Here is a 26418-nt window from a genome sequence, read left to right as displayed (position 1 = left end):
GATTTTAAACACTGCACTTTAAAACAAAAAAAAATGTCTAAAGGAATTAAAATACTGATTGTTGAAGACGACGAAAATCTTCGTTTCTTGGTGGTACACCGTTTACAGGCAGAAGGATATGAAGTGTTGGAGAACAGCGATGGACTAATAGCCATCGAGACCATTATGAACGAAAAGCCTGATATTGTGTTGCTCGATTGGATGCTGCCAGGCAAAGAAGGCTCTGAAGTTTGCGAAGAAGTACGCAAACAGGGCTACGAAGGCTTGGTAATTATGATGACGGCCAAGGCGCAGGACGTAGATAAGATCGATGCCTATAATTTTGGGGCCTCTGATTATGTAACCAAGCCCTTTAACATGGATGTACTGGTAGCCATGCTCGATAGCAAGGTGAAGTTCCTGCTCAACAACGACCGTTCAGAAATACACCGTTTTGGCAACATGGAGCACCATCCGAATATTCATACCCTGTTTCGCGATGGCAAGAAAATAGAATTGACCATTTTAGAAAACAGGATTTTGCTGTATTTCCTGCGCAACCCGAACAAAGTAATCAACCGCGACGAGCTGATGCTGGTGGTTTGGGGCTACAACTCCGACGTCAATACCCGCACCCTCGACATGCACATTGTAAGGCTACGCAAAAAGATAGAACTCAACCCCGATAATCCGCAGTTGCTGCAAACCGTTCGCGGTATCGGCTACCGCTTTAATGCGGGATAAAGTATTCTCAAAACACTTGCGAAGCTCTTTGAAAAACACTTGCGAAGTTTTTAAACGGCGTAGCCCTCAACTTTACCATTGAAAACAAAATGACTAAAAGTTAAACTTCGCAAGTGTTCCTGCGGTTTAAAAGAGCTTGTCCAGCAGATTAGTGGCAAACAGTACGGCGCACTGCAGAATCATGATGCCGTCAAGCCACAAGAAATAGTAGTATTCGCTTCTTTTCGGGTTCGATTTAAAGATGAGCCAGCCCGTTAAAAAAATAGTCAAGGTCAGACCTGCCACATCGAGGTTAATGGTTTTGGTAAACAGCACCAGCAAGATCAGGTATAACACCAGTAGTGCCTGACAAAAGACCCAGGCCTTTTTCTCCCAAGCGGTTACGGTAATGGTTTTAAGCTCGTAGATTTTGTCTTGGAAAAAATCCCTAATATCAAAAGGAATGGTCAAGACACAGACGAACAGTAGGCGCTGGGCAAGCAAAAGAATCGTTTCGCCCAGCGGAATAACAATGCCATAATTGCTTTCCAACTCTACAATAGGGAGCAATACGCAACTAACCGACCATATAAAGGCAATCAGAAACAATTTGATAACCGGCAGGTTGCGCAGGCCTATCTTTTTCTGGTCTAGCGTAAGAAAAGGAAAGTTATAAGCCACAGCAATAATGCCTACAAAGGCCATCAGCAATTTGGCTTGCATGCTTAAGTACAGCAAGGCTAATGGTATAATGCACAGGATGGCAATCATCGTTATCGATATCATTAGGCGATGATGCTCAAAGAACCAGTCTATTCTTTTGAACTGCGATTTTTGCAGGTCGGCTGGCTTGGTTAACAGTACGCTGAGGTTGTAGATAATGAGTGTGGCAAAAAACAGAAAAGCCAATACGTACCGATCTGCCGGAAGTCCTAGTAAATAATAAGTAACCAAGCCTTGCGCAACGGCGCAAACGGCAATAAAAATATTGCTGAAAAGCAGGAAATCCAGAACAGAAAAAAGTATTTTTTTAAACATTTCTCGTGAATTGGCTCATTTGTCTATTGGCCAATAATTAGCTCAGCATTACTGTAAATATCGCAATTTCTGGCAAAATATCAACCCCATTGCTTCAGCCCGAAAAATCATAGCCGTAATCTGCTTAATAATTGTTTATTTTTGGATTATAATGGTAGGCAAGCTCATCAGGTCGATTTTTTTTGGCAACTATTTCGTTGGCATTCTGGCTGTTTCCCTAACCATAGAAGCTTGCTTGCAATTAGGCCTGCCTTTTCCTTCGGCCACTTATTTTGTGCTGCTTTTTATATCGCCCACGGTTTATTACACCTATGCGTATAGGGGCGCCATGAAACTGCAAAAACCAACCAATTTAAGGGCAAAATGGTATGCCGATAATCGGACTTTCGTTAAATACAGCCAATGGATCTTGTTTGCCGTTTCGATGTTGCTGGCCACTTATTTGTTCGTCAAAAATATAGATGGCGTTTTAAGCTTGCCCAAGGATTATTGGGCCAGTATTGTGGTTATTCTGTGTGCCGGCGCATTTTACTATGGCCTGTTGCCTCGCTCTTTTTTAAGCCTCAATTTGCGCAACAAGGGCTGGCTTAAAGCTTTTGTAATCGGTTTTGTATGGGCCTGCTGTGCCAATGTGCTGTTGCTGATTATCTTGAAAATAGAGCTCGATATCAACGATAAGGATTGGCCTTTGTGGATTTGGCTCTTTGTTAAAAATTGGATGTTCTGCACCGTAAATGCCATCATGTTCGACATTAAGGATTATCCCACCGATGCCAATAAAGACTTACGGACTTTTGTGGTGCGTTATGGCCTGCGTGCTACAATTTTCTATATCTTAATCCCCTTGCTGGTTATTGGATTGGCTTCATTGCTGATTTTTGCGCATTATCGGCATTTTCATGCACTACAATTGCTGTTTAATACCTTGCCGTTTATGGCCACCATTATTGTGGCCTATTCTATGCGTAAGCGCCATAAAATCCTCTACTATTTAATGGTGATAGATGGACTGATTTTATTTAAATCGATTTGCGGAATTTTAGGCGTGCTTACTTATGGCTAAGCGAGAACCATCATACGATAAAATAGCCAAAAGATATGATTTTTTAAGTCGGTTGGTGTTTTTTAAATCGCAGGTCAAGGCACAAACCGAGCAGTTGGGCTATATCAGACATTGCAAAAAACTGCTCATTGTTGGTGGGGGCACAGGGTGGATTTTGAAAGACCTGAATGCCATAACCCAGCCCATGACCATCGTTTTTGTAGAAGCCGCCATCGAGATGATTGCCTTGGCCAAAAAGGTTGTTACGCATCACCAGGTCGAATTTGTTCATCAGGATATCGAGGACTACCAAACCAATCAGGTTTTTGATGCCGTACTCACGCCTTTCTTGTTCGATAATTTTGATGGCGCAAAGGCCGAGAAAGTATTTGGCCATATTGATGCTTTATTGGCAGCAGAAGGTATTTGGGTTGATGTTGATTTCTACCTGAACAAGCAATCGGCACTATGGAAAAGAGCTATACTCAAAGCCATGCATTTGTTTTTCAGATTCATCAATGTTGTTCGCGTAAACGATTTGATAGATACCTCTCCGTTTTTTAAGCCTCAATACATCCCGATAACCGAAAAGCATTATTACGGTAATTTTATCAAAGCTGTTATTTATCAAAAACAGCCTTAAAAGTCCATACTGTGTGTTAGGTTTTTACCACCTAAGACACCTAAGGGAAGCTTAGTTTTGCATGTTTCATATGGTTTTAGGCTGGTCCAGCTTTAAACTACTAACCGGCTAAATTCCTTAATGGTTTGTTTCTTTTACCACCTAAGACGCCCAAGATAGGCTCAGTTTTTGTTTGATGATGCTGCTAAGGCTCTCTAAGGTTTCTAAGACGGTTTATTAAGCTGTCCTTATCACCGAAGTTACCTAAAAGAGGCTTGGTTTATGGATATTTCGTATGGTTTTTAGGGTTGAGCTTTAAACTACTAACCTGCTAAATTCCTTAATGGTTTGTTTCTTTTACCAGCTAAGACGCCCAAGATAGGCTAAGTTTTTGTTTGATGATGTTGCTAAGGCTCTCTAAGGTTTCTAAGGTGGTTTATTAAACTTGTTCTTACCGCCTAAGGTACCAGAGATAAGAGGCTATTTATGCCCTTTGCAGGGTGAAAATTGTGATTTCTGGCAAAATTCCTACGCGGCCTGGATAGCCCAAAAAGCCATAACCCACGTTTACATAAAGCTGTTGCTGCTTTTCGCGGTAAAGTCCGGCCCATTCCTTGTAAATGTATTGTACTGGGCTCCATTGAAATTCTTTCAATCTTACGCCAAACTGCATGCCGTGGGTATGGCCACTAAACATGGCATCAATTTGTGGGTATTTTTGCAATACCTCGCCACGCCAGTGCGAAGGATCGTGCGAAAGCAGTAGCTTAACCGGCAAATCATCGGTGTTTTGGGTAGCCAGTTCCATTTTGCCATATTTCGGAAAGCGGCCCATGCCCCAGTTCTCGATGCCCAAAATACCGATTTCTTCGCCGCCAACCTTGAGGCGTCGGTGTTCGTTCATCAGCAAATCATAGCCCATAATCTTGTGGGTAGCAACCATATCCTGTAGGTTTTTGACCTTGGCTGGCGAAGTTTCCTTGCCAAAATAATAATCGCCGTAATCGTGGTTGCCCAAGGTAGAATAAACACCCAATGGGGCTTTCACCTTGGCAAAAATATCCTGATAGTCTTTAACCTCGCTGGTGAGGTTGTTCACCAAATCGCCGGTAAAGAACACAAAATCGGGTTTTTCGGCCATCAGCATTTCTACGCCACCTTTTACCGCTGTTTTATTGTAAAAACTGCCCGAGTGGATGTCTGAAATCTGCGCCATGGTAATGCCGTCGAAAGCTTTGGGCAGGTTGGGCAATACCAGTCGTACTCTCCTGATCTGGTAGTCGTAAGCACCCGAAATAATGCCCCAGCTCAACGAACTGAGCGGCACAGCGGCCGCCACCAATCCGGCCTTGACCAAAAATGCTGAACGGCTGATAGGTTCGCCAGCTATAGGTTCGGCAACTTTCGCGGGTTTTTTCTTGCGTTTAAAAAGCTTGATGGCCAATCGCCTCAAATCGTCGATGAGCAAGAAAGGCAACATAAATACCTTGGCCGTTGAAAGCAGAAAGAATGCCACCAGAATAATAGCCCTGATGGTTAGGAACAGGTTCAGGTAAATGGCACAAAATACACCAATAATAAGTATAAGGCTAACGGCCCACCAGATGTAGGCGAAAATGCGCTTGGTTTTGGCCGACCATTTTTTAAAAACGCTCAGGATGGCATAATAACAATAGAAATCGAGTGCCAAAACAACCAGACACAGGATAGAAAGAAAGAGGCTACGACCCATAAATAAAGCTTGAAGTGCTAAAATTACCTAAAATCTTCCTCATCTTCATCGCTGAGGTCGGCGTTGAACAAACTATCGAACATATCGGCAAAGCCAAAACCACTGTTCAGGTAGTTTTTGTTGAGCTGAGAAAACGCCGCCAGGCCATGCAGCACAAATTCCATGAGCAACAAGGTTTGGTTTTCGCTCAGCTTGGGGTGGAACTGTTGCACCAATTCGTGTAAGCCGCCTACCTCCGTCAAGGTTTTTTGGTATTGCGCAAAGGTCAAGTCGTCGGCTATGTCAATGGTGTTGCCCTCGGTAAACCATTCGGTAATTTTGGTGTATGGATTGGCTGTTCTGCTCTTTTTGGCTCTTTCGGGATCAGGGAAATAGCGTACAAACAAGTGCTTGATGGCTTTGCCAATCAGGGTGTGGGCTACCTTGGCTGGGCCTTCGAGCTCACCTTCGTAAACCAGCTCTATTTTTCCGGTTACTGCCGGAATGATGCCACTTAAATCAGATAGGCGAACAAAAGTGCGTGGCTCGTGGTTGATGAGCATTCTGCGTTCGGCATTGCTAATCAGATTCTCGTAAGCCGATATGGTTAGACGGGCCGACACACCCGATTTTTGGTCGATATATTCGCTTTGGCGCGCTTCGAAAGCAATTTGCTCTACCAGGTCTTTCACCAATCCATCAGCTTCGATCAGGCTGCGTTGCTCTTCGGTGAGCCTAGCTTCCTGGAAGGTAATCTTTCTCGAAATTTCGATGCTTTTTGGGTAGTGGGTCAGAATTTGGCTTTCGATACGATCTTTTAATGGGGTAACAATGTTGCCACGATTGGTATAATCTTCGGGGTTGGCCGTAAACACAAACTGTACATCCAAAGGCAAACGGAGCTTAAAACCCCTAATCTGAATGTCTTTTTCCTGGAGCATGTTAAACAGTGCCACTTGGATACGCGCCTGGAGGTCGGGCAGTTCGTTGATGACGAAAATGCTGCGGTGTGCCCTCGGAATCAAGCCAAAGTGGATTACCCTTTCGTCGTTGTAGGTCAGTTTTAGCGTAGCGGCTTTGATGGGGTCAACATCGCCAATCAAGTCAGCAACGGTTACATCAGGCGTCGCCAGTTTTTCGGTGTAGCGCTCGCTGCGGTGCTGCCATAAAATAGGGGTATCATCGCCTTTCAGGGCAATCTCGTTTTTGGCATGCCAGGAAATGGGATTTAGCGGATCGTCGAAAATCTCACTTCCGGCTACGTAGGGAATGTATTCGTCGAGCAGGTTCACCATCAAACGCGCAATACGGGTTTTGGCCTGGCCGCGCAAGCCCAGCAGCAAAATATTGTGCCTAGAAAGGATGGCCGTCTGCAGTTCTGGAATTACGGTTTCGTCATAGCCCAAAATGCCCTCAAATCCGGCTTCTTTAAGCTGCAGTTGTTTAATGAGATTTTTTCTGAGCTCGTCTTTAACGCTGAGCGATTTATAATTGGAGGCTTTGAGTTCGCCTAGAGTTTTTGCTTGCATTCGTATCTTGTTGTAAAGTAGTAAGGTTTTAAAGTTGGGATGTTCTTTCTATTGACTTTCCGACTACCTCACCGTTTTTCTTCTGTTCTTTATATAATCTTCAAAAATGTATTCGCCAAGGCCGGTTAACGAGCTGTAAAAGGCCCTGCCGCCGTTAATCTGCGTAAACTGGCGTACAAACTGTTGCAGGTAGGGGTCTTGGGCAATCATAAAGGTGGTAATCGGGATGTTGAGGCGTTTGCATTGCGCCGCCATGTTCAGTGTTTTGCCAATTACTTTCCTGTCAAGTCCCATGCTGTTCTTATAATAGCGGCCGTTTTCCTTGAGGCAGGTTGGTTTGCCATCGGTAATCATAAAAATCTGCTTGTTGTGCGTTTTGCGTCTGCGCAACAGGTCTGTAGCCAGTTCAAGGCCGGCGAGGGTGTTGGTGTGGTAGGGCCCAACTTGCAGGTAAGGCAGATCTTTGATGGTAATGGGCCAGGCATCGTTGCCAAAAACCACAATATCGAGCGTGTCTTTCGGGTATTTGGTTTTAATGAGTTCGGCCAGGGCCATGGCGGTTTTTTTGGCCGGGGTGATGCGGTCTTCGCCGTACAAAATCATCGAGTGTGAAATATCGATCATGAGCACGGTAGAAGTGAGGGTTTTGTAGTCTTTTTCTTCTACTTCCAAATCGCGCTCGGTTAAGGTAAAGTTGCCAATGCCGTGGTTAACCTGCGCATTCTGGATAGAAGCGGTCATGTCTATCTGATCGAGGCTGTCGCCGAAGGCATACTCGCGCCTGTCGGCATTTTTCTCTTCGCCAACCCCCGAAATATTGCTGTTGTGGTTTCCTTTGCCCGCCTTTTTCAGTTTGCCAAAAATTTCTTCCAAGGCCGATTTACGGATGGTTTGTTCGGTCTTGGCAGTAATCTTTACTTCGCCGTTTTCTTCTTTCAGGTAGCCCTTTTCCTTCAAGTCGTCAATAAAATCGCCCATGGCGTAATCGTTATTGGTAAACTTGTATTTCTTGTCGAGCTCGTTCATCCAGGCCAATGCTTCGCCCGCATCGCCAGCCGTATAGTTGAGCAGTTCGGTAAAAAGCTTTAGCATTTCATCGAAACCGCCTTTGGGCAGGTCGTTAGGCCTGAATTTGGAAAATTGAAAACCTCTCATTCGGATTCTATTAACGAAATATCGAAGTTAAAAGTTTGGCTCAAGAATATTTTAAGCCTGATGTCATTTTTGGAGCCACATGGCAACTTTGGTTTAGGTGCTTCTTTTAAACGTAGGTTCTTTTTCGAAAAATAGCACGAGTACAATACCAATGGTGTAGGCCATGAGGTCTGTCCATGCAAAAGAATTGCCCATCACTACGTTGGCCAAATGCGAATCCTGCAGGCCCAGCCATTTTACGTATTGAAAATACTGCAGCATTTCAATCAGATAGGCAAAAATCAATACGGCTATGGCTGTCGGAAGTACTGGAACGCGAAGAAAACTTCTGATCGCATAATAGAGCAAAATGACGACGAGCACATCGCCAATGTAGGGTCTGATAATGGCATCATGGATGTAAAGCGCAATGAATACTTCGACCAAAAAGATTAAAATGGCCAGTAGAAAGTACTTGAGGTTAAAATGGAACATAAGGGTTGAGATTGATAATTTAGCAGTCCAGCTAGGTTTGTTATGTTGGACTGCCAAATGATGCACAAATGTTGAACCAGTTTTTGGCCAAGCGAAAATAATCTTATCTTCAAAACAAATTAGACCTCAAAAAATGATGAAGAAAATAGCTATGGTTTGTTTAGGATGCATGTTGGCTATGGGCGCGTTTGCCCAAAGCAAAGCCGATAGGCAGGCCATTTTGGATGTGCTCGAAAAACAGCGCGGCGCCTGGAACAAAGGCGATGTGGAAGCCTACATGCAGGGTTATTGGAAAAACGACAGCCTGCTTTTTGTGGGCAAAAGCGGACCGACCTATGGCTGGCAACAAACGTTGGACAATTACAAAAGGGGCTATCCGGATAAATCGGCTATGGGCTTTTTGACATTCGGCATCAAAAAAGTAGATTTTTTGGCTAAGGATAGGGCTTTTGTATTGGGAAGCTGGAACCTAAAGCGCGAAAAGGACGAACCCAAAGGTTATTTTACGCTGTTGCTACGCAAAATAAACGGCCAGTGGAAAGTGGTGGTTGATCACAGCAGCTAGTAGAAAACACAGCGGAAAATTAACAACAAAGAGGGTAAGTTTCTGTACAGAATAGTTGGCGACCTGCAATGTACTATTACTCGTCAAGTTTAAACTGTTTGTAATAATAGTCTTTGTCGGCATCGGTAATTGGGCGAATAACCTTGCAGGGATTGCCCGCGGCCAGTACATTATCTGGAATATCCTTGATAACCACACTACCTGAACCAATTACGGTATTATTACCAATTTTTACCCCGGCATTGATGACCACATTGCCTCCGATCCAAACGCTGTCGCCTATGGTAATGGGTTGGGCCCATTCAAATTCCTGATTGCGCAAATGTGGATGGATGGGGTGGCCAGCGGTATAAATGGCAACATTAGGAGCAATAAAAACATTGTTGCCAATACTTACCTTGGCGCAATCGAGGATAACGAGGTTGAAGTTGGCGTAAAAGTTATCGCCTATTTCGATGTTATAGCCGTAATCGCATCTGAATGGCGGTTCTACATAAAACATCTTTTCGGTTTTGCCAAAAAGTCTCCGCAACAATTCCTTGCGTTGCTTGATGAATTTTGGAGCGAGGTTATTGAACTCGAAAACAATTTCGCGTGCCTTTAATCTTTCTTTGGCCAGGGTAGTATCGCCGGCTTGGTAGGCTTTGCCCGACAGCATTTTTTCTTTTTCGCTTAGTGGAGTTTGTTGCATGTTTGGTATGGTTTTTACCACCTGAGGCGCCTAAGGTAGGCTAAAGTTCAGTTTGGTCATAAGTATTCTAAGGTTTCTAAAGTGGTTTACATTAGACTGTTTCTACCGCCTAAGGCACCTAAGAGAGGCTAAGTTTTATGTTTGATGATGTGTTACTAAGGCTGCCTAAGGTTTCTAAGGTGGTTTAAATAATGTGTTTTACCATCTAAGGCACCTAAGAAAGGCTAAGTTTTGTTTGATGATGTTGCTAAAGGTTATTTAAGGTTTCTAATGTAGTTTAATCATATGTTTTTCACCACCCGAGACGCCTAAGAAAAGCTAAGTTTTTGTTTGGTGATGTGTTACTAAGGCTGCCTAAGGTTTCTAAGGTGGTTTAAATAATGTGTTTTTACCACCTAAGGCACCTAAGAGAGGCTAAGGTTGGTTGATATTATTGTTAAAGCTAAAAATAGCTTCATAAAAAACGGGACTTCATTGCTGAGAGTCCCGTTTAGTATTTTGATGGGCCACAGGTTAGCAGCTTTTTTAAGCTCTTGCTGTTGGCACATTTAATTAGGGTCTGTTTTTGGCCAAAGCCCTTTCGGCAATTTTAACGGCCTTTTTCTCTCTCCAGGTGGCATACTTTTCTTTAAATGCCATCTTGATCAAGCTATCTACCGCACCATGCCTGAACAGGCTCCAAACACTGGCTACTTTTCTGCTGATCGACTGATCCCAGGCCCTTAAGCTTAAAGAGAACGAACCATCAACATACTTCATCCAGTGCCACATGCCGGTAGGCATAAACAAGGTATCGCCATGCTCTAAAAACACTTCGTAGCCCTCAACACCATTCAATGCAGGGAATTTTTCGAAATCAGGGTTGTCAACCTTATAATCTTCTAAGGCATAGGTTGCATTTGGCAGACAATACAAGCGGTCTTTCCATTTGTAATCGAATAGGATGATGTGCTTGCGACCGCCAAAGTGCGTATGGAAAATATGAGGCAAATCGATATCGTAATGCAAGAAGGTTACCGAGTTGGAACCGCCAAAAAACATGGCCGGCATGCTCTCGATAAATCCACCCATCAATTCTTTCGGAATTTTGACGTCGTTGATCAGGCTTGGCACTTTTTTAAAGAGATTGAAAAAGAAAATCCTCAGCTCTGTAGGCTCACGCTTAATCAGGTCAAGATAATCGCCAAATTTCATATGTGCTGTGGCGGCATTGATTGGTTTTGCCGGATCTGCCTTCGAGTTGTCGTAAAGAGGAACCTCTAAATCTCCCGCAATTTCCTTTAAATATTCTGTTGTCCACTTTTCGCGGGCAGGCCAGTCTTTGGTTAATCCTTTAATGACCAATGGGCGTTTGGCATCAAGGTAGTTTTTCTTGAAGTCTTCTCTGCTGATGGTTTCAACGGTATCAACCGGTTTTAAGATAAAGCTCATAGTGTGGCAAAATTAGTGCAGAAGAGGGCATTGCCGTTCTTCCAAACACAAAAATGTGAATTAAAATCGAAAAGTATATGCTTTGTACATAAAATGTTAACACTATGATAATATAATGATTTTTGCCAAAGCCTGAGCCATAAAAAAGCGCCACGAAAATTCGCGGCGCTCTGGTTTTTGCTTTAAGAGTTGCTTATTTAGGCATCAAAACGGTATCGATTACGTGGATTACGCCATTTTTTTGAAACACATCCTTGATCGTTACCTTGGCCATGCCACCTTTTTCGTCCTTAAGCATCAGGTTCTTGCCTTCCATCCAGGCCCATAGTTTGCCACCTTCTACGGTAGTCAGTTCGGCTTTGCCACCCCCAGCTTTAATGGCTGCGGCAATTTCTTTGCTGCCCATTTTGCCGGCAACTACGTGGTAGGTGAGTATTTTGGTCAAAGTGGCTTTGTTTTCTGGTTTTACCAAGTTGCCTACAGTGCCTTTTGGCAATTTGTCGAAAGCCTCGTTGGTTGGCGCAAATACGGTAAACGGACCAGCACTTTTTAGGGTTTCTACCAAGCCGGCAGCTTTTACGGCGGCCACCAGGGTAGTATGGTCTTTAGAGTTCACTGCATTGTCTACAATGTCTTTGGTTGGATACATGGCCGCACCGCCAACCATTGGGTTCTTTTGGGCCTTAACTTGTGTGGAGCACGCCATAGCTACTACGACAGCTGCAAATAGGAATATTCTTTTCATGTTTTTATGTTGATTTTGAAAAGAGATACGCAACACACGAGTGTCCGGATTTTTACTTGTCGAAAATATTTTTCAAACTACTGATTTACAGTTTATTGAATTTCTTATAGAAGCTAAGTTACTTTGGCTTTACGGATGATTTTGGAGAACAGTCTCGGAAAAAAGCGCTTCAGCAGCACGCCCCTGGTTTCCTTGCCACCAATGTAAACCTCTTCCTTTTTTTGTTCGATGGCCTTAACAATAGCTTGGGCACAGACTTCGGGTGCCATGCCGTTTTCTTGCGCACTGTCCATGGTGCCTTGGGCTGAGCCGTTGGCCGTAAGCGCATTGATGGTTACTTTGGTCCTGATAAATCCGGGACAGGCCAAAAGCACTTGGATGTTTGGGTTGTCTATTTCAATGCGCAACGAATCGAAGTAGCCGTGTAAGGCATGTTTGGAAGCCGAATAGGCCGAACGGAAACGCGTGCCGAACTTGCCCACCAAACTGCTCACGCATACAATGCTGCCGTTGCCATTGGCCAACATTTGTGGCAATACGGCTTTGCTTAAAATTACGGTGCCCCAAAAATTAACGTTCATGAGGCGCTGTTCGGTGGCCAGGTCTGTTTCGAGCGCCAAGGCCCGCTGACTAATGCCTCCACTGTTGATGAGGATGTCTATTTTTCCGAAAATGCGCAAGGCATCGGCGGCTTTTTGGGGTAATGAGGCGCTATCTTCGAGGTCGAGGGGCAAAACATGCACATCTATCTGGGCTTTACAGTTCGATTTTACGCGGTACAGCTCGTCCCGGTTTCTTGATGAAATGATAAGCTTGGCGCCCAAAGCGTTAAAGGCGTAAACCAAAGCTTCGCCAATGCCTGATGAGGCGCCCGTAATCCAAACTATTTTATTTTTCATGTAGCGCTTGTGCTGTTTCTTTTGCCTTATCGGCTTTAGAGGCAGTGGCTTTTTCGTATTTCTCGTCGTATTCTGGCCTTAATGTGCCCATCCACCTATCCCAAAATAAGAAATATAAACCATAGTTGCCCTTAAAATATTGATGGTGCATGTTGTGTGCCACAGAAGTGCTCACCCACCTGCCGATCCAGGTTTTATGGAAACGTTTCGGAAAAAGCTCGTAGCCCAGGTGCCCGTACACATTGTACACGAACATGATGAAAAAGAAAACCGCCAGGTGCAGCTCATGAACTGGCATGATAAAAATGATGAGCACAAAGATGCCCGTTTCAACAACTGCTTCCAAAGGGTGGAAAGAGTAGGCCGTCCATGGTGTTGGACTGGTCGATTTATGGTGTACCAAATGAAAGAGCTTAAACAGTTTGGGATGGTGCATCATCCGATGCGTCCAGTAAAAATAAGTATCGTGGATGATGAACATGAGCGGAAAGGCCAAAAAGAAATAGACCCAGCCGTAATCGCTGATGTTTTGATAGAGCTGTGTGTAAGGCCTCACGGCATCGTTGGTGAGGAAAATAACCGGCAATGCGCCAAAAATCAAGATGGTAATGACCGAATAGAAAATATCGCGACGGTGGTCGGCCATTTTCGGCATCTTGGTTTGGATACGTCTGCCGCTGAACCGCTCCTTAAATAAAATGTAGAAGATCAGGAAAGCAAGTCCGGCAATAAAAAAATAACGCGTACCTACCTGAAAAGAAAATTTGAAAAGATTTTCCCAAGTCATAATTGAAAAATAATAGAGGATGATCGCAAAAATACTGAAAATGCTTCAGATTATTCGTCTTCGTCGCTGGCAAACAACGAGGCGGCAATGCCATCGGCAAATAATTTTCCTTCGGTGGTCAGTTTTGCTTTGTCGTTGTCGAGCAGTACTTGCCCATTTGCAACAAAAGGCTGCAGCTGTTGCTGAGTTTCACGGGCGAAGGATGCACCAAACTCCTGCGCTATTTTTTGCAGATCTGTGCCCCACATGGTACGTAGCGAGGTCATGATGTATTCGTTAAACCGATCGGTAAGCGTGAGCTCTTCCCGGGTTTCGGCCAATTGCCCTGCACCCAGTTGCGCCAGGTATTTGGCATTGTTGGCAATATTAAGATGACGCGTATGTCCGTCAAATCCATGCGCCGAAGGGCCGATGCCTAAATAAGACACGCCTCGCCAGTAATTGGTGTTGTGCACCGCGTATTGGCCGGGCAGGGCATAGTTGGAAATCTCATAATGTTCAAAGCCGGCCTTTTGCAGTTCTTCGGTCAGCTTTAAAAACTGCTGTGCACTTTGTTCGTCGCTCAGGTCCTTTTGTTTGCCTTTTTGGATGGCATGAGCCAAGGCGGTGCGTTCTTCTACCGTAAGCGAATAGGCCGAAATATGTGGTGTTTGCAGTTCGATGGCCTTATTGATGTTGTCCTGCCATTTGGCATTGCTGAGCAGGGGATAGCCATAAATGAGGTCGATGCTGAGGTTTTCGAAACCCGCATCCTGACTTCTTTTAATGCAACCTTCGGCTTCTTCGGCATGGTGGGCGCGGTTCATCCAAAGCAAATCTTCCTCAAAAAACGATTGGATGCCGATGCTGAAACGATTGATGGGCAATTGCCTCAATTCCTTCAGTTTTTGGGCATTCAGGTCGTCGGGATTGGCCTCCAGGGTAATTTCGGCATCGCTGGCTATGGCAAAATTACGGGTCAGTTTTTCGAAGATCTGTTGCAAGGAAGCAATGGGCAAAACCGAAGGCGTGCCTCCGCCAAAATAAATGCTGCCCACCTGTTCGGTAATCCGGTCTTTCTTCAGGTCGAGCTCCGTACAAATGGCTGTGGTCATTTCCTCTACCTGTTTGAGGGAAGTGGTAAAATGGAAATCGCAATAGGTGCATGCCTTTTTGCAAAAGGGGATATGGATATAAATGCCGGCCATGGTGCAAAGATAGCTTAAATTAAACATGGTATTTCAATTAGGAAAACAAAGGAATAAAGCCGTAATTTGCAGCCAGAAAGACCTTGTTAGCTTGGAGTTTAGCATGTACAGAAAGATTTTAGGAATAACTGGCCTGGTTTGCCTTTGCGCTTTGCTGCCTGTTAAGGCCCAGCAAGTTCCTGTGCCTGCCGATAGTCTGCAACAGGTGCTCCAAGCCGACATTCCTGATACGGCTGCGGTACAAGCCCTGGCGCCAGATACCATTACGCCCAAAAGGCTCATGCCACTCGATTCGCTCACCAAAGCCTTGTTGGCCGACAGCCTGCGCAAAGGTTTTGGCTATCCCACCCTCGATTTCGAAATGTTGAAAAAGGATTTTTTGTCGAAATCGGCAAGCAACAACCCTCGTCAGCAAGGAGAATTGCTTCAAAAAGGAGAGGTCTGGATTTTGGGAGTGATTGCCCTGTTGCTGGCTCTTTTTGCCGGATTAAAATACAGCTTCTCCAAACAGCTTACTACCATTGTACAGTCGTTTTTTAGCAATCGGGTATTGGGCAACCTCAACAAGGAAGACAACCTTTTTACCTCCTGGCCGTTCCTGTTGCTCTTTGTGCAGTTTGGCTTTACCATTGGCATGTTCTTTTATTTGGCGGCCCAGTACCAACAGCTCAATTACGTGGCCAACGGCTTCCAGTTCTTTGTCACCATTTCTATCGTGGTTATTGTGCTGTATGTGCTCAAAATTTTATTGTTGCGCCTATTGGGCTATGTATTCAATATCCAGAAACCGGTTAACGAGTATGTGTCGATATTATATTTAAGTTATTTTAATGCTTCTTTATTGTTTATCCCGCTGGTGATCGCTTTTGCGCTTTCTCCCTTAAAATATGGCGCTTACTATATCGCGATAGCCATAATTTTGCTGGTGGTTGTGTTTGTATTTCAGTTTATAAGGGCAGGCGTAAACATTTTATCTCACTATAGGTTTTCTAAAATGTATTTATTTTTGTACTTTTGCACCCTCGAAATTTGCCCTATACTAATATTAATCAAGGCAATAGGATTTTAAGAGGTAAAAAGTTAAAATGCAGGAAAAGAAAGACGAAAGATTACGCAAGGTAAAAAGTATTCTGATCACTTTGCCGAAGCCCGAAACAGAAAAATCACCCTATTTTGATCTGGCCAAGAAATACAACCTGAAAATCGATTTTAGGTCGTTTATCCATGTAGAAGGCGTACCGGCAAGAGATTTTAGAAAAGATAAAATCAACCTGGCCGATTTTACCGCTGTGGTATTTACCAGTCGCAACGCGGTCGACCATTTCTTCAGGATTTGCGAAGAGATGAGGTACGAAGTGCCGGCAGACCTCAAGTATTTCTGTATTTCAGAATCAACGGCATTATATCTTCAAAAGTATATCCAGTATAGAAAACGCAAGATTTTCTTTGGCAAACAAACCGCTGCCGATTTGGCCGAGGTATTGAAAAAACACGCCGGAGAGAAATTCCTTTACCCTTGTTCTGACGTGGCTACCGAAGACACCATGAACTTTTTGCAAAAGAACGGCTACAATTTCACGCCTGCGGTGCTGTTTAAGACCGTGGTAAGCGACTTGTCTGACCTGGCAGATGTTTTTTATGATGTCATTGCCTTCTTTAGTCCATCTAGTATCCAATCGCTCTACATTAACTTCCCAGATTTTAAGCAGAACAATACCCGTATTGCGGCCTTTGGCTCGAACACCAACAAGGCGGCTACCGAAGCTGGACAGATTGTAGATATTGCGGCACCTTCTCCAGAAGCGCCGTCTATGATTATGGCTATCGAAAACTACATCAAAAAATCTAACAAGTAATAAAACGTTTTTTTTATCGTTAAGTACTCTGAATTTGGATTTTTTGCGGTTTAAAGCGTAGGTTTGTGGGACAGAGTAAACGATTTGCTTTCAGTAACTTAATGTTAATAATTTAACTTAAACGAAATTATTTTTAACTATTGAGTGCCTTTGGCAATTGTTTGGTGCTGGTTTAATTTTAAATTATTCCTGATTTATTTGCGTTAAATATTGTTTATATCAAGGATATTCGATAAAATTGCTATTAAAATTATTACAATCGCTTAACTGATTTTATGAGGAAAATATACCTTTTTAGTTTTTTCATCATTTGTGCCTTTCTGGCCAGTTGCTCAGGAGGCAACAAGGGAGAGCTGGTAGGTGCATACAATAAAAAGTTCAGCAATAGAACTATTCCGCTTGGAATGGTATTTATTCCGCCCGGAAGGACTTTAATAGGTATGACTGATGAGGACATGAGTTTTTATCAGGGAACTCCAAGCCGAATGACCTCGTTTTCGGCTTTTTATATGGACCAAACCGAGATTACCAATGCCGAATACAGACAGTTTGTAAACTGGGTACGCGATTCGGTGGCTATCGCTTCTATGGGCGAATCGGGTGCGCCAACCCTTTACAGGCCGGCTCCGGCTAACTCGGCTGGTGGCACGGTAGTGGGACCAAGAAACATCGACTGGAACAGGGTGGGCAATGGAACCGTGCTTTGGGGCAGAAACAGCCAGTATAAATCTAAGCTGCAGAACATGTACTACGCCGGTAACGACGCTTTGCCGGGCAAAAACGAAATAGACGTAAGGAAATTAAAGTATGCCTACAGCTATCTGGACCACGATTTGGAGGCCGCCGGAAGAAATGATCCTAACAAAAGCAGAAGAGATTTTATCCAAACCTATACCGATAACCCAACACCAGGCAAGGCAAACGAGCACCCTTCGGTAAGCGTTTATCCTGATACCTTGGTTTGGAAATTGGATTTTTCTTATTCGCAAAACGATCCTATGGTTGAAGCTTATTTCAGCCATCCTTCTTACGACCGCTATCCGGTGGTAGGCGTAACCTGGGAGCAGGCCAATGCCTTCTGTAACTGGAGAACCGTATTGTACTCAAACGTGGCTTCGGCTCGAAAACTGCCGGCCAATGGCAGGTTAAGATACAGGCTTCCAACAGATCAGGAGTTTGAATATGCAGCCAGAGGTGGCAGAACACAAACCAAATATCCTTGGGGCGGACCATACATCAAAAACACCAAAGGCTGCTTGCAAGCCAATTTTAAAGTGGGCAGAGGTAACTATACCGACGATGGTGGCTTATACACCGTTGATGCCAGGGCTTACCTGCCAAACGATTACGGCTTGTACAACATGGCCGGTAACGTAGCCGAGTGGACCATTACGGCCTACAACAGATCGGCCACCAGCTTATTGCTAGATTTTAATCCAAATTATACCAATACCGCTAAAGGCGCCAAAGTGGTAAGAGGCGGTTCGTGGAAAGACATGGGCTTCTTCTTGCAGAATTCGGTAGGTACCTATGAGTACCAAGACAAGGCGAGGTCTTATATCGGCTTCCGCTGCGTATCCGATTTCCCTGGAAACGCATTAAACTAATTTATCTCTAAAAAACTAAAACGAAACTTATTTAAAGATTATGGCAGCTAAGAAACAACCAGGTTGGTTACACATTGCAATTTCCTGGGGCGCGAGTATAGTAATCCTTGGTGCATTGGCTAAAATCCTCCACATCGGAGGAGTATGGGCAAATTATTTAATTGGAGCTGGATTGGGCGTAGAAGCCCTGTTGTTTTTCTTAACCGGATTTTTTCCGCCAGAACCAGAATTGCCTTGGGAGCGTGTATACCCAGAATTGGCACCTAACTATAACGGCGAATTGCCAAAAGCAACCATTAGGCCTGCCGCAAGCTCAGGTTTTTCTTCTAGCGCTGCTTTAGACAAAATGTTGGAAGATGCCAAAGTTGGTCCTGAATTGATCGAAAGCCTGGGCAATGGCCTTCGCACTTTTGGCGATAAGGTTTCGACCATTTCAAATGTTGCCGATACCGTAGTGGCCACCAACGAATTTACAGGCAAAGTAAAAACTGCTTCGGCAAGTTTCGATAATTTAAGCAACGCTTTCGACAAAGCTACAGAGCAATTGGTAGAAATGGGCAACAGCAATGCCGATACCAAAGCCTACCACGAGCAGGTAAACAACTTGGCCAAAAACCTTTCGGCCTTAAATGCCGTTTACGAATTGGAATTGCAAGGTTCGAGCGCACACCTGAAATCGATGAACAAGTTCTACGAAAACCTTTCGCTAACGATGGGCAACTTCAACGATTCGATGGAAGATTCGAAACAGTTCAAGGACGAGGTAGGAAAATTAGCTAAAAACCTGGCTTCATTGAATGCGATTTACGGCAACATGCTTACCGCAATGAACCAACCACGTGTTTAATCATTCATTCATTTTAATCGATCACTAAATCTAATTAAACATGGCTGGAGGAAAAGAAACGACAAGGCAGAAGATGATCAATATCATGTATTTGGTATTGTTGGCTATGCTTGCCTTAAACGTTTCAGACACAATCTTAAATGCTTTTAAGAATATCAACGATAGTTTGGATGCCTCTAAAGTCAATGTAAGCGCCAGCTTAGATCAGCTTTTTACGGCATTTGAAAATACCGAACTTAAAAATAAGCCAGAGCGCGCCAAACCGCTTTGGGATGATGCCAATAAGGCAAAAGACTTGGCCGACGACCTGAACAAGGACCTGCAAAGGCTAAAGGATGAGTTTAAGGCCAAAGGCGAAGGGATCAATCCTGAAACCGGCGACCTGACGCTTCGCGATAACTTGGATATTGCCCAAGACATCATGATCACCAAAAAAGAAGGGGAAAAGCTGAAAGCCAAGATCAACGATACCAGGGCAAAACTGATTGCCTTGTTGCCTCAAGGCGCTACCATTGCGGCTACTTTGGAAGCCAAAGATCCGGCTAAGCCTGTGAATGGAAAAACCAAGTGGGAAGACATCAACTTTGGTGATGGTACACCTTTAACAGCGGCCAATACCATTCTGACCAAAATTCAAGCCGATTTAAAAAATGCGGAAATTGAAGTGGTGAAGAAGATTTTTGGTAAGATGAGCGAAACCCAAATGACTTTCGACAACTTTAAGGCCGTGGCTGTGCCATCAAGCAGCTATGTAATACAAGGACAACCTTATAAGGCCGAAGTATTCTTAACCGCCAGCGATACGAAGTCTAATCCAGCGATTACAGTAAATGGGAGCCCGCTAACTGTAAAAGATGGTGTAGGTACTTATACTGGTGGTACCGGAAGCGTTGGCGTATTCAAATGGAGAGGCACGATTAGGGTTAAACAAACCAATGGTGATTTTAAAGATTATCCTACTCCTGAAATGACTTACCAAGTAGCCAAGCCATCGGCTACGGTTTCTTCTACCAACCTGAACGTAATTTATGCAGGTATTCCGAATCCGTTTTCGATTTCGGCGCCTGGTTTCCCGTTAGAAAGTGTAAAAGCCAGCATTTCGGAAGGTTCGCTTTCGGGTGGTGCCGGTAAATTTATGATCAATGTACCGGGAAGCTTGGTAGGCAAAGATGTAACCATCAGCGTATCGGCAGCCAACGAAGGCAAAACCATCAGCTTGGGCAATAGCGTATTCAGGGTAAAACCAGTACCTAATCCGGTAGCCAAATTTGCAGGCAAAATGGGGGGCATCATCTCTGGCAACAAAATGGCCAGCGAGAACGAGGTAACCGCCTCTATCGATAATTTTGAATTCGATGTGAAAGTAAAAGTAACCAAGTTCAACATTACCATAGTTAAACCAAGACAAGAAGCACAGATTATTTATTGCCAAGGCGATAACCTGAATGCGCAAGCCAAGGCCGCATTGGCCAACCTGCCATTCAAATCGGTGGTTTATATAGACAATGTTCAGGTGCAATTGCCTGATGGACGTACGCCTACAGTAAATTCGATGGTATTTACCGTAAACTAAAAAATTATGAAAAAAGTATTTTTTCTATCGCTGCTTTTGTTGACAACGGCTTTTGCCTTTGCCCAAACTACAGCTACGCCTCCGCCAACTACCACTACAGATAAGCCTGCAACCCCAAAGAAAAAGCTGCCTAAAAAAGACGGCTATGTGTACAGGGAAGAAAGTGTGGCCGATACGGTGGTTCCTTACTCGGTGGTAAACAAGGAAGATGTGGCCTTTACCAAAAGGGTATGGCGCGAAATCGACTTGCGCGACCATGGCAACCAGATTTTGGCTTCGCCTAAAATCAACTTGATCGGTGTAATTTACGAAGCGCTTAAAAACGGCGAATTGGATATGTATGCCAATGACGACGAAGATTTTCAAAAAGACCCGATCAACAATAAAAAAGCCAACAACGCAGCCGGAACCTATTCTGCTGCCGACACGGCGTTTTTGGGAGTTAATCCAGGTACCAACGAGATAAATAGAGCCAATAACGAGTTCTTTGCAGCCAGCTACCCAATCGTAAGGCTTAAGGAAGACTGGATTTTGGATATCAAACGCGGTATATTCGAACCTCGTATCATTGGTTTGGCTTTGGTGCGCATCGATGTGAAAACACAGGTAGACAATAACGGAAATCCGGTTGTTGATCCAACCACCAATACGGCCAGGGCCGATACCTTGAAAAGTGCTACAGGTTGGTTTTACTTTGACGACCTGCGCGAGATTTTGGTGAAAAAGAAAATCGCCAATAATTTCAACGATAATTCGGGCATTAACTTCGACGATGTTTTTACCCGCCGCCTGTTTTTCAGCAATATTGTAAAGCAATCTAATGCGGCCGACAACCGGATTGAAGATTACATCAGCAATTCGAAGGATCGCTTGTTAGAATCAGAAAGAATTAAGAAAGCCATGGCCGACTTTGAACAGGGCCTCTGGGAATATTAAAGCGAAAAGCCTCGATGAAAATCGGGGCTTTTGTTTTTTGCATCACATTGGCGAAGCTCGTAAAACTTCGCAAGTGTTGTCGAAATGAGGCTATTGACCATCAGCCATTGACTATTAACTATTGACCAGAAAAATAGGCTTTCAGTGCGGCCACTTGTTTCAAGTTAAGCACTTCTTCCAGTTCTTTTGGCGTAGCTTCCTTGATTTTTTTTACCGATTTAAACTTAACCAGTAGTTTATCGGCCGTGGTTTTGCCGATGCCCGGAATAAGTTCCAGTTCGGTTTTGAGCGTACCTTGGTCGCGTTTTTTGCGGTGAAAGGTAATGCCGAAGCGGTGGGCTTCGTCGCGCAGTTGCTGAATGATTTTCAGCGTTTCCGATTTTTTGTCGAGATACAGCGGCAGGCTGTCGCCAGGATAGTACAATTCTTCCAAACGTTTGGCAATGCCGATTACGGTAACTTTCTTTTCAATACCCAGCTTTTTTAAACTGGTTAAGGCAGCCGATAACTGCCCTTTGCCACCGTCAATGATGATGAGTTGAGGCAATGGCTGTTCTTCTTCCAACATGCGCTTATATCGCCTGTAAACAGCCTCTTCCATGGTGGCAAAATCATTGGGACCTTCTACCGTTTTAACGTTAAAATGGCGATAGTCTTTTTTGCTGGGTTTGGCATCCTTAAAAACCACGATTGCCGAAACCGGATATTTGCCCTGAAAATTGGAGTTGTCAAAACATTCGATATGTTGGGGCAATTGGGTCAGCCTCAAATCGTGTTGCATTTGGCTCAAAATCCGATCGGTACGCAGGTCGGGGTTCAGCTTCTCGTATTGGTTCAGTTTTTCCCGCTTAAAGAAAAGCACGTTCTTTTCCGAAAGCTCGAGCAGCTTTTTCTTTTCGCCCAATTTGGGTACGGTAAACTTCAGGTTCTGATCGATCAGCTGAATGGCAAACGGAACAATAATTTCTTTGGACGTGCTCTTAAACTTGGTGCGGAATTCGGTAATGGCTATGGTCAGCAGTTCTTCGTCGGTTTCGTCCAGGCGCTTTTTGATTTCGATGGTTTGGGTTTGGATAATGCTGCCGTTCATGACCTTCAGGTAGTTTACAAAAGCGTAGCGCTCGTCAGAGGCAATGCTTACCACATCGATATTGGTAATGGCGCTGTTGACTACGGTAGATTTGCTCTGGTATTTTTCCAGTACCCCGAGTTTTTTCTGATAGGCATGTGCAAGTTCAAAATTCAATTCTTCTGATGCGGTTTTGATCACCTGTTTCACTTCACGGATCACATTGCCGATTTTGCCGTTCAAAATGTCTTTGATCTCTTCAATGTTATGGTCGTAGTCGGCTTCGGTTTGATAGTTCTGGCAAGGTCCCTTGCAGTTGCCGATCTGGTATTCGAGGCATACCTTAAACTTGCCCTCGTTAATGTTTTGGGGTGTAAGTGGCAGGTTGCAGGTGCGCAGGGTATAGGTTTCCTTGATGAGGTCTAAAATGGTATGCATCATGCCTACCGAAGCATAGGGGCCAAAATAGGTAGAACCGTCTTTGATGTATTTTCGGGTCCAGTAAATACGCGGAAATGCCTCTTTTTTGATAATGATCCATGGATAGGTCTTATCGTCTTTGAGCATGATGTTGTAGCGAGGCTGATGCTTTTTGATCAGGCTGTTTTCCAATAGCCAGGCATCGATTTCGGTATCTACAATGGTGAAGGTAATCTTCCTGATTTTAGAAACCAGTACCCTGGTCTTGCCGTTGATCTGGCTTTTGTCGAGGTTAAAATAAGAGCCCACCCGGTTGCGCAGGTCCTTAGCCTTGCCGATGTAAATCAGCGTTCCCTCAGCGTCAAAATACTGATAAACGCCGGGTTTATGCGGAATATCGGCCAATGCCTTTTTATGATCGAAGGAGTTCATCTAAGTACAAAGGTAGCTAAACAGCGATATAAAGATAGTGCTTGGTATAAGGATTTATTTTATTCTTTGGCCCTATTTGACTTAGGATTAATCCGAGAGCTATTTCCTGATTAGTGATAAGTATTATAGCTGCTAGGGTTGATCCATAGGCGGTAAAATAAGATATAACAATCAGTGACTTTTGTTTAAGCGGCAGATTATGAGTTGGCTAGCTCTTTTTTGCAATAGAAAAGTTACATTCATATAGAGAATAAGCCTTTCTATCCCAAATACATGCCTATTCGTATAAACTTCTTTCGAAACACAGATACCCTTCTATTTTAGCATATCAGAAAAGGAGAAGCCGAAAACCTGTTAGAGTAGGCGTTAACCAAAACCAAAATCAAAATGAAAAAACTATTTGGAACAATTGCAGGTGCTCTTGTTGTGGCCTGCGTGTGTGTAACTGTAAGCGCAGCTTATGGTCAAACAGAAAAAGAGGAAGCCGAGTTTGATAAAACGAAGTGCTATTCTACGTATGATAGCGGAACTACAACCTTCACAAAATGTAGAGATTGCACCGAGACTACCGGCTCAAATTTAACCGATAAGCTTTCTTGTACGCCATAAGTACAAGTATGGTTTGGCAGCATTAGTTGATGTTGCCAAACCATTAGCTAATAAAATATACTTTTCGGGTAACATCAACAAAACTAAAATTAACATGAAAAAATTATTTGGAATAATTTCAGCTGTCTTGGTTGTTGCATGTGTAGGCACTGCTATAAGTACAGCCTATGGTCAAACAGAGAAAGAGGAGGCCGAGTTTGATAAAACGATATGTTATAAGGCGTATGATAGTGGAACCACCAACTTTACCAAATGTAGTGGCTGTGCTGAGACGACGGGTTCAAATCTAACTGATAAATCTAATTGTACGCCATAGCGGTTAAATGACTTGGTATATAACGTCAAACTCTTATAACAAAATCGGTTGATGAAAAATATTTATTTATTGTTACTGGCCTTATGCCTCATCTCGTGCCGGGGGAAGAATGAAAGCATTGAGGTTAATAGAAAAATCTATGCGGATATAATCAACAAAGAAATAGGAGGTACGAGTGATTTGGTGTTGCTCACAGCCAAAAACAGCAGCAATGCAAAATATACCTTTCTGACCACATTGGATGCCGACTGCAATACTTGTTTTCAGATCATGAATGACTGGGAGAAATTTGAGTTTCCTCGGGAGCTCAAAAAGGTAAGGAAACAATTTATTGTACAAGGCCAATTGACCGACATTTTTAGGCGGTTTTTAAGCGAACTTAAATCCAACGACACTGAAATATATTTAGATACCGCGCAATCTTTTTTAGTGAAAAATAAGTTGGCTAGCTACTACCAAAAGACTTTATTACTCGATTCGAACCGAAAAGTAATATATGTTGGCAACCCGCTTGATAAAGGTCTAGTAGAAACAGATTTAATGGAATTGGTTAATGAATAGATACATATACCTAATTGCAATTTTGATATTGGCATCATGTGGAGGGAATAAGACAGAAATTAAGAATGAAAAAAATTACTTATTAGAGCCCATCTTAAGTGGGGCTCCTTTTAAGATTGACAATGTCAGTTCTATTAAATCGTTTGGTAAGCTTGGCGATTATATGCTCATCGCAAGAGATACCATTAACCCGCAATTTCAGTTGGTCGATATCAATAAACAGACCGTTGTAAAGTCTTTTGGCTTTGATAAACAACAGTTAAAGAATCCGTTTTACTTTAATAATTTTTGGAGCAACCCTAAAAGTGATATTTCTTTTGAAGTAATAGATTTTGGCACCAACCAGATTAAGACTTTCTCCTTGTCAAATGTATTGGGTAACGATACCCTGAAGATAGAGAACAAAGACATTCCCTTTGATTTTATAAAAAAATATTATCAGCTCCTTACCTTGGATTCTTCGGCACTATTGGGAAGTTATGGAGGCAGGGATCTCAAAAAGGGCAAGTTCTTTATTTTCGAAGATAAAAAAACAAAATGGGTTCCTTTTGGGCCCCATATAGCAGACCCTATAGCGAGGGATGATCTCAAATATATCTACTATTCTTTTTCAAGTTATAATCGCAATCGATCCGTTTTTGCTTCTGCGATGAAATATTTTAAAAGAGTTGAATTTTATAGTAAGGAGGGCGGGCTTTTAAAGGAAATTTCATTTAACAATGAAAAATTGAATTACGGTTCGGGTTTTCTTGACCATCCCAATTCGAGCGTTTATTTTAATTCGTCTTTTGCCGGAGCAAAATATTTTTATGGCCTCTGTATCGATAGCGAACAATCAAATTATGTGAAAAACAAAGGCAATATGAAACTCTATGTTTTTGATTGGGAAGGGGACCTTAAAAAGATAATAAAGCTGGATAGGATGTATCTCGGCAATTTCATTGTTGATGAAAGCACAAATAAGCTTATTGCCCAGTCTTTTGTTAAAGATGATCAAGCCCCATTTATAGTTTATAGTCTTCCAAACAACCTCAAATAGCCATGAAAATTAACGCAAATTTACTGATTTACTTGGTGCTGACGCTTTGCTGTATTTACCTTATCGGCTTTACTTTTTATTTGAACAATAAATTAAAAACAAATAAGGTCTCTAGCGAAATCATTTTAAAAAAGAATGCCGAAAACGAAGTCAAGTATAAAACACTGATGGAGCATTGTAAATTGGCATTTAGTTCAGATACCTTATTAAAGGAGATGAGTTTTGAGAATATGGAAGTAAAACCTGGAACTTTGTTTCTCAGAATTCATCATAATGATTGTAATGACTGCGTAACCTATAGCCTGAAGCTTTTAGAAGAGCTTAAAATAAAAGAAGCTTATCACATTGTTGTTCTAGCCGACTATCCTAGTGAAATGGCTTTATCCAAAGATTTTGGAAAAATAAACTTCCCGGTTATGTTGCAAAATCATATTAAGATTGATCAAAAAGACATTACAAAGCCTTATTTTTTTCTATATTCAAAAAATAAGGAAGTGAAAAGTGTTTTCTTCCCCAATTGGCAATTTATGGATCTTTGTGAAGCCTATCTCAAAGCACTTAATTAATTAGCGATG

27 protein-coding genes are annotated in these 26418 nt (G+C 43.1%); 15 read left to right on the top strand and 12 right to left on the bottom strand.

Going from position 1 to position 26418, the window contains the following annotated elements:
* Window positions 1-33: 33 nt before the first annotated feature.
* Window positions 34-723 (top strand): response regulator transcription factor, encoded by a 690-nt coding sequence (locus tag VRU48_RS12975; protein ID WP_330108343.1) that lies wholly within the window; start codon window positions 34-36, stop codon window positions 721-723.
* Window positions 724-849: 126 nt separating this feature from the next.
* Here the strand turns inward: VRU48_RS12975 and VRU48_RS12970 are convergent, their stop codons facing one another.
* Window positions 850-1740: a UbiA prenyltransferase family protein gene (locus VRU48_RS12970; protein WP_330108342.1), complete on the bottom strand. Its 891-nt coding sequence runs from the start codon at window positions 1738-1740 to the stop codon at window positions 850-852.
* 151 nt (window positions 1741-1891) lie between these two features.
* On the opposite strand from VRU48_RS12970, the gene VRU48_RS12965 reads away from it, so the two are divergent.
* Window positions 1892-2803: a UbiA prenyltransferase family protein gene (locus VRU48_RS12965; protein ID WP_330108341.1), complete on the top strand. Its 912-nt coding sequence runs from the start codon at window positions 1892-1894 to the stop codon at window positions 2801-2803.
* Entirely contained in the window at window positions 2796-3425 is a 630-nt protein-coding gene (locus VRU48_RS12960; RefSeq protein WP_330108340.1) for a class I SAM-dependent methyltransferase, read from the top strand. The genes VRU48_RS12965 and VRU48_RS12960 overlap by 8 nt, the downstream gene beginning before the upstream one ends.
* 463 nt (window positions 3426-3888) lie before the next feature.
* Here the strand turns inward: VRU48_RS12960 and VRU48_RS12955 are convergent, their stop codons facing one another.
* The 4 genes from VRU48_RS12955 to VRU48_RS12940 form a co-directional block, all read right to left on the bottom strand.
* Complete coding sequence (locus VRU48_RS12955; RefSeq protein ID WP_330108339.1) at window positions 3889-5136, bottom strand: metallophosphoesterase; 1248 nt, start codon at window positions 5134-5136, stop codon at window positions 3889-3891.
* A gap of 23 nt (window positions 5137-5159) precedes the next feature.
* The gene (locus tag VRU48_RS12950) at window positions 5160-6644 is read right to left on the bottom strand and encodes a sigma 54-interacting transcriptional regulator (protein ID WP_330108338.1); all 1485 of its coding nucleotides are present in this window, start codon (window positions 6642-6644) and stop codon (window positions 5160-5162) included.
* Window positions 6645-6707: 63 nt separating this feature from the next.
* Complete coding sequence (locus VRU48_RS12945; RefSeq protein ID WP_330108337.1) at window positions 6708-7799, bottom strand: vWA domain-containing protein; 1092 nt, start codon at window positions 7797-7799, stop codon at window positions 6708-6710.
* Window positions 7800-7892: 93 nt separating this feature from the next.
* A complete protein-coding gene (locus tag VRU48_RS12940) occupies window positions 7893-8273 on the bottom strand; it encodes a ribosomal maturation YjgA family protein (RefSeq protein ID WP_330108336.1) in 381 nt (126 codons plus the stop codon).
* 133 nt (window positions 8274-8406) lie between these two features.
* On the opposite strand from VRU48_RS12940, the gene VRU48_RS12935 reads away from it, so the two are divergent.
* Window positions 8407-8838 carry a YybH family protein gene (locus VRU48_RS12935; protein WP_330108335.1) on the top strand — a complete coding sequence of 144 codons (432 nt, stop codon included), beginning with the start codon at window positions 8407-8409 and terminating at the stop codon, window positions 8836-8838.
* Window positions 8839-8914: 76 nt separating this feature from the next.
* On the opposite strand, the gene VRU48_RS12930 is transcribed toward VRU48_RS12935, so the two are convergent.
* The 6 genes from VRU48_RS12930 to hemW form a co-directional block, all read right to left on the bottom strand.
* Window positions 8915-9529, bottom strand: coding sequence for a sugar O-acetyltransferase (locus VRU48_RS12930; protein ID WP_330108334.1), 615 nt, complete (start codon window positions 9527-9529; stop codon window positions 8915-8917).
* Between the two features lie 552 nt (window positions 9530-10081).
* Entirely contained in the window at window positions 10082-10960 is an 879-nt protein-coding gene (locus tag VRU48_RS12925) for a cupin-like domain-containing protein (protein ID WP_330108333.1), read from the bottom strand.
* A 193-nt stretch (window positions 10961-11153) separates the two neighbouring features.
* On the bottom strand, window positions 11154-11705 hold the full coding sequence (locus VRU48_RS12920) for a fasciclin domain-containing protein (protein WP_330108332.1): 552 nt from the start codon (window positions 11703-11705) through the stop codon (window positions 11154-11156).
* Window positions 11706-11818: 113 nt separating this feature from the next.
* Entirely contained in the window at window positions 11819-12604 is a 786-nt protein-coding gene (locus VRU48_RS12915) for an SDR family oxidoreductase (RefSeq protein WP_330108331.1), read from the bottom strand.
* Window positions 12594-13391, bottom strand: coding sequence for a sterol desaturase family protein (locus VRU48_RS12910; RefSeq protein ID WP_330108330.1), 798 nt, complete (start codon window positions 13389-13391; stop codon window positions 12594-12596). The genes VRU48_RS12915 and VRU48_RS12910 overlap by 11 nt, the downstream gene beginning before the upstream one ends.
* A gap of 50 nt (window positions 13392-13441) precedes the next feature.
* Window positions 13442-14578 (bottom strand): radical SAM family heme chaperone HemW, encoded by a 1137-nt coding sequence (gene hemW / locus VRU48_RS12905; protein WP_330108742.1) that lies wholly within the window; start codon window positions 14576-14578, stop codon window positions 13442-13444.
* Window positions 14579-14603: 25 nt separating this feature from the next.
* Between hemW and VRU48_RS12900 the strand changes: the two genes are divergently transcribed.
* The 6 genes from VRU48_RS12900 (at window position 14604) to porN (ending at window position 21397) form a co-directional block, all read left to right on the top strand.
* The gene (locus VRU48_RS12900; protein WP_330108329.1) at window positions 14604-15647 is read left to right on the top strand and encodes a DUF4271 domain-containing protein; all 1044 of its coding nucleotides are present in this window, start codon (window positions 14604-14606) and stop codon (window positions 15645-15647) included.
* A 16-nt stretch (window positions 15648-15663) separates the two neighbouring features.
* The gene (locus tag VRU48_RS12895; RefSeq protein ID WP_330108328.1) at window positions 15664-16434 is read left to right on the top strand and encodes a uroporphyrinogen-III synthase; all 771 of its coding nucleotides are present in this window, start codon (window positions 15664-15666) and stop codon (window positions 16432-16434) included.
* A gap of 275 nt (window positions 16435-16709) precedes the next feature.
* On the top strand, window positions 16710-18041 hold the full coding sequence (gene porK, locus VRU48_RS12890) for a T9SS ring complex lipoprotein PorK/GldK (protein WP_330108327.1): 1332 nt from the start codon (window positions 16710-16712) through the stop codon (window positions 18039-18041).
* A gap of 40 nt (window positions 18042-18081) precedes the next feature.
* A complete protein-coding gene (gene porL / locus VRU48_RS12885; protein WP_330108326.1) occupies window positions 18082-18888 on the top strand; it encodes a type IX secretion system motor protein PorL/GldL in 807 nt (268 codons plus the stop codon).
* A gap of 40 nt (window positions 18889-18928) precedes the next feature.
* Window positions 18929-20461: a type IX secretion system motor protein PorM/GldM gene (gene porM, locus VRU48_RS12880; RefSeq protein WP_330108325.1), complete on the top strand. Its 1533-nt coding sequence runs from the start codon at window positions 18929-18931 to the stop codon at window positions 20459-20461.
* A 6-nt stretch (window positions 20462-20467) separates the two neighbouring features.
* Window positions 20468-21397, top strand: a complete 930-nt coding sequence (gene porN / locus VRU48_RS12875; RefSeq protein ID WP_330108324.1) for a type IX secretion system ring subunit PorN/GldN — start codon at window positions 20468-20470, stop codon at window positions 21395-21397.
* 118 nt (window positions 21398-21515) lie between these two features.
* Here porN and uvrC read toward each other — a convergent pair whose 3' ends face one another.
* The gene (uvrC, locus tag VRU48_RS12870; protein WP_330108323.1) at window positions 21516-23318 is read right to left on the bottom strand and encodes an excinuclease ABC subunit UvrC; all 1803 of its coding nucleotides are present in this window, start codon (window positions 23316-23318) and stop codon (window positions 21516-21518) included.
* Window positions 23319-23705: 387 nt separating this feature from the next.
* On the opposite strand from uvrC, the gene VRU48_RS12865 reads away from it, so the two are divergent.
* From VRU48_RS12865 to VRU48_RS12845, 5 genes are all read left to right on the top strand, one after another.
* Entirely contained in the window at window positions 23706-23927 is a 222-nt protein-coding gene (locus VRU48_RS12865; protein WP_330108322.1) for a hypothetical protein, read from the top strand.
* Window positions 23928-24021: 94 nt separating this feature from the next.
* Complete coding sequence (locus VRU48_RS12860) at window positions 24022-24243, top strand: hypothetical protein (RefSeq protein WP_330108321.1); 222 nt, start codon at window positions 24022-24024, stop codon at window positions 24241-24243.
* 51 nt (window positions 24244-24294) lie between these two features.
* Window positions 24295-24804 (top strand): hypothetical protein, encoded by a 510-nt coding sequence (locus VRU48_RS12855; RefSeq protein ID WP_330108320.1) that lies wholly within the window; start codon window positions 24295-24297, stop codon window positions 24802-24804.
* A complete protein-coding gene (locus tag VRU48_RS12850; protein WP_330108319.1) occupies window positions 24797-25843 on the top strand; it encodes a hypothetical protein in 1047 nt (348 codons plus the stop codon). Before VRU48_RS12855 ends, VRU48_RS12850 begins: the two co-directional genes overlap by 8 nt.
* Before the next feature lie 2 nt (window positions 25844-25845).
* Window positions 25846-26409 (top strand): hypothetical protein, encoded by a 564-nt coding sequence (locus tag VRU48_RS12845; RefSeq protein ID WP_330108318.1) that lies wholly within the window; start codon window positions 25846-25848, stop codon window positions 26407-26409.
* The last annotated feature ends 9 nt before the right edge of the window (window positions 26410-26418 follow it).

It is taken from the genome of Pedobacter albus (assembly GCF_036324255.1).
GTDB lineage: Bacteria > Bacteroidota > Bacteroidia > Sphingobacteriales > Sphingobacteriaceae > Pedobacter > Pedobacter albus.
Note: the sequence above shows the minus strand (reverse complement) of the source record. Positions and strands in the feature narration are given on the sequence as shown.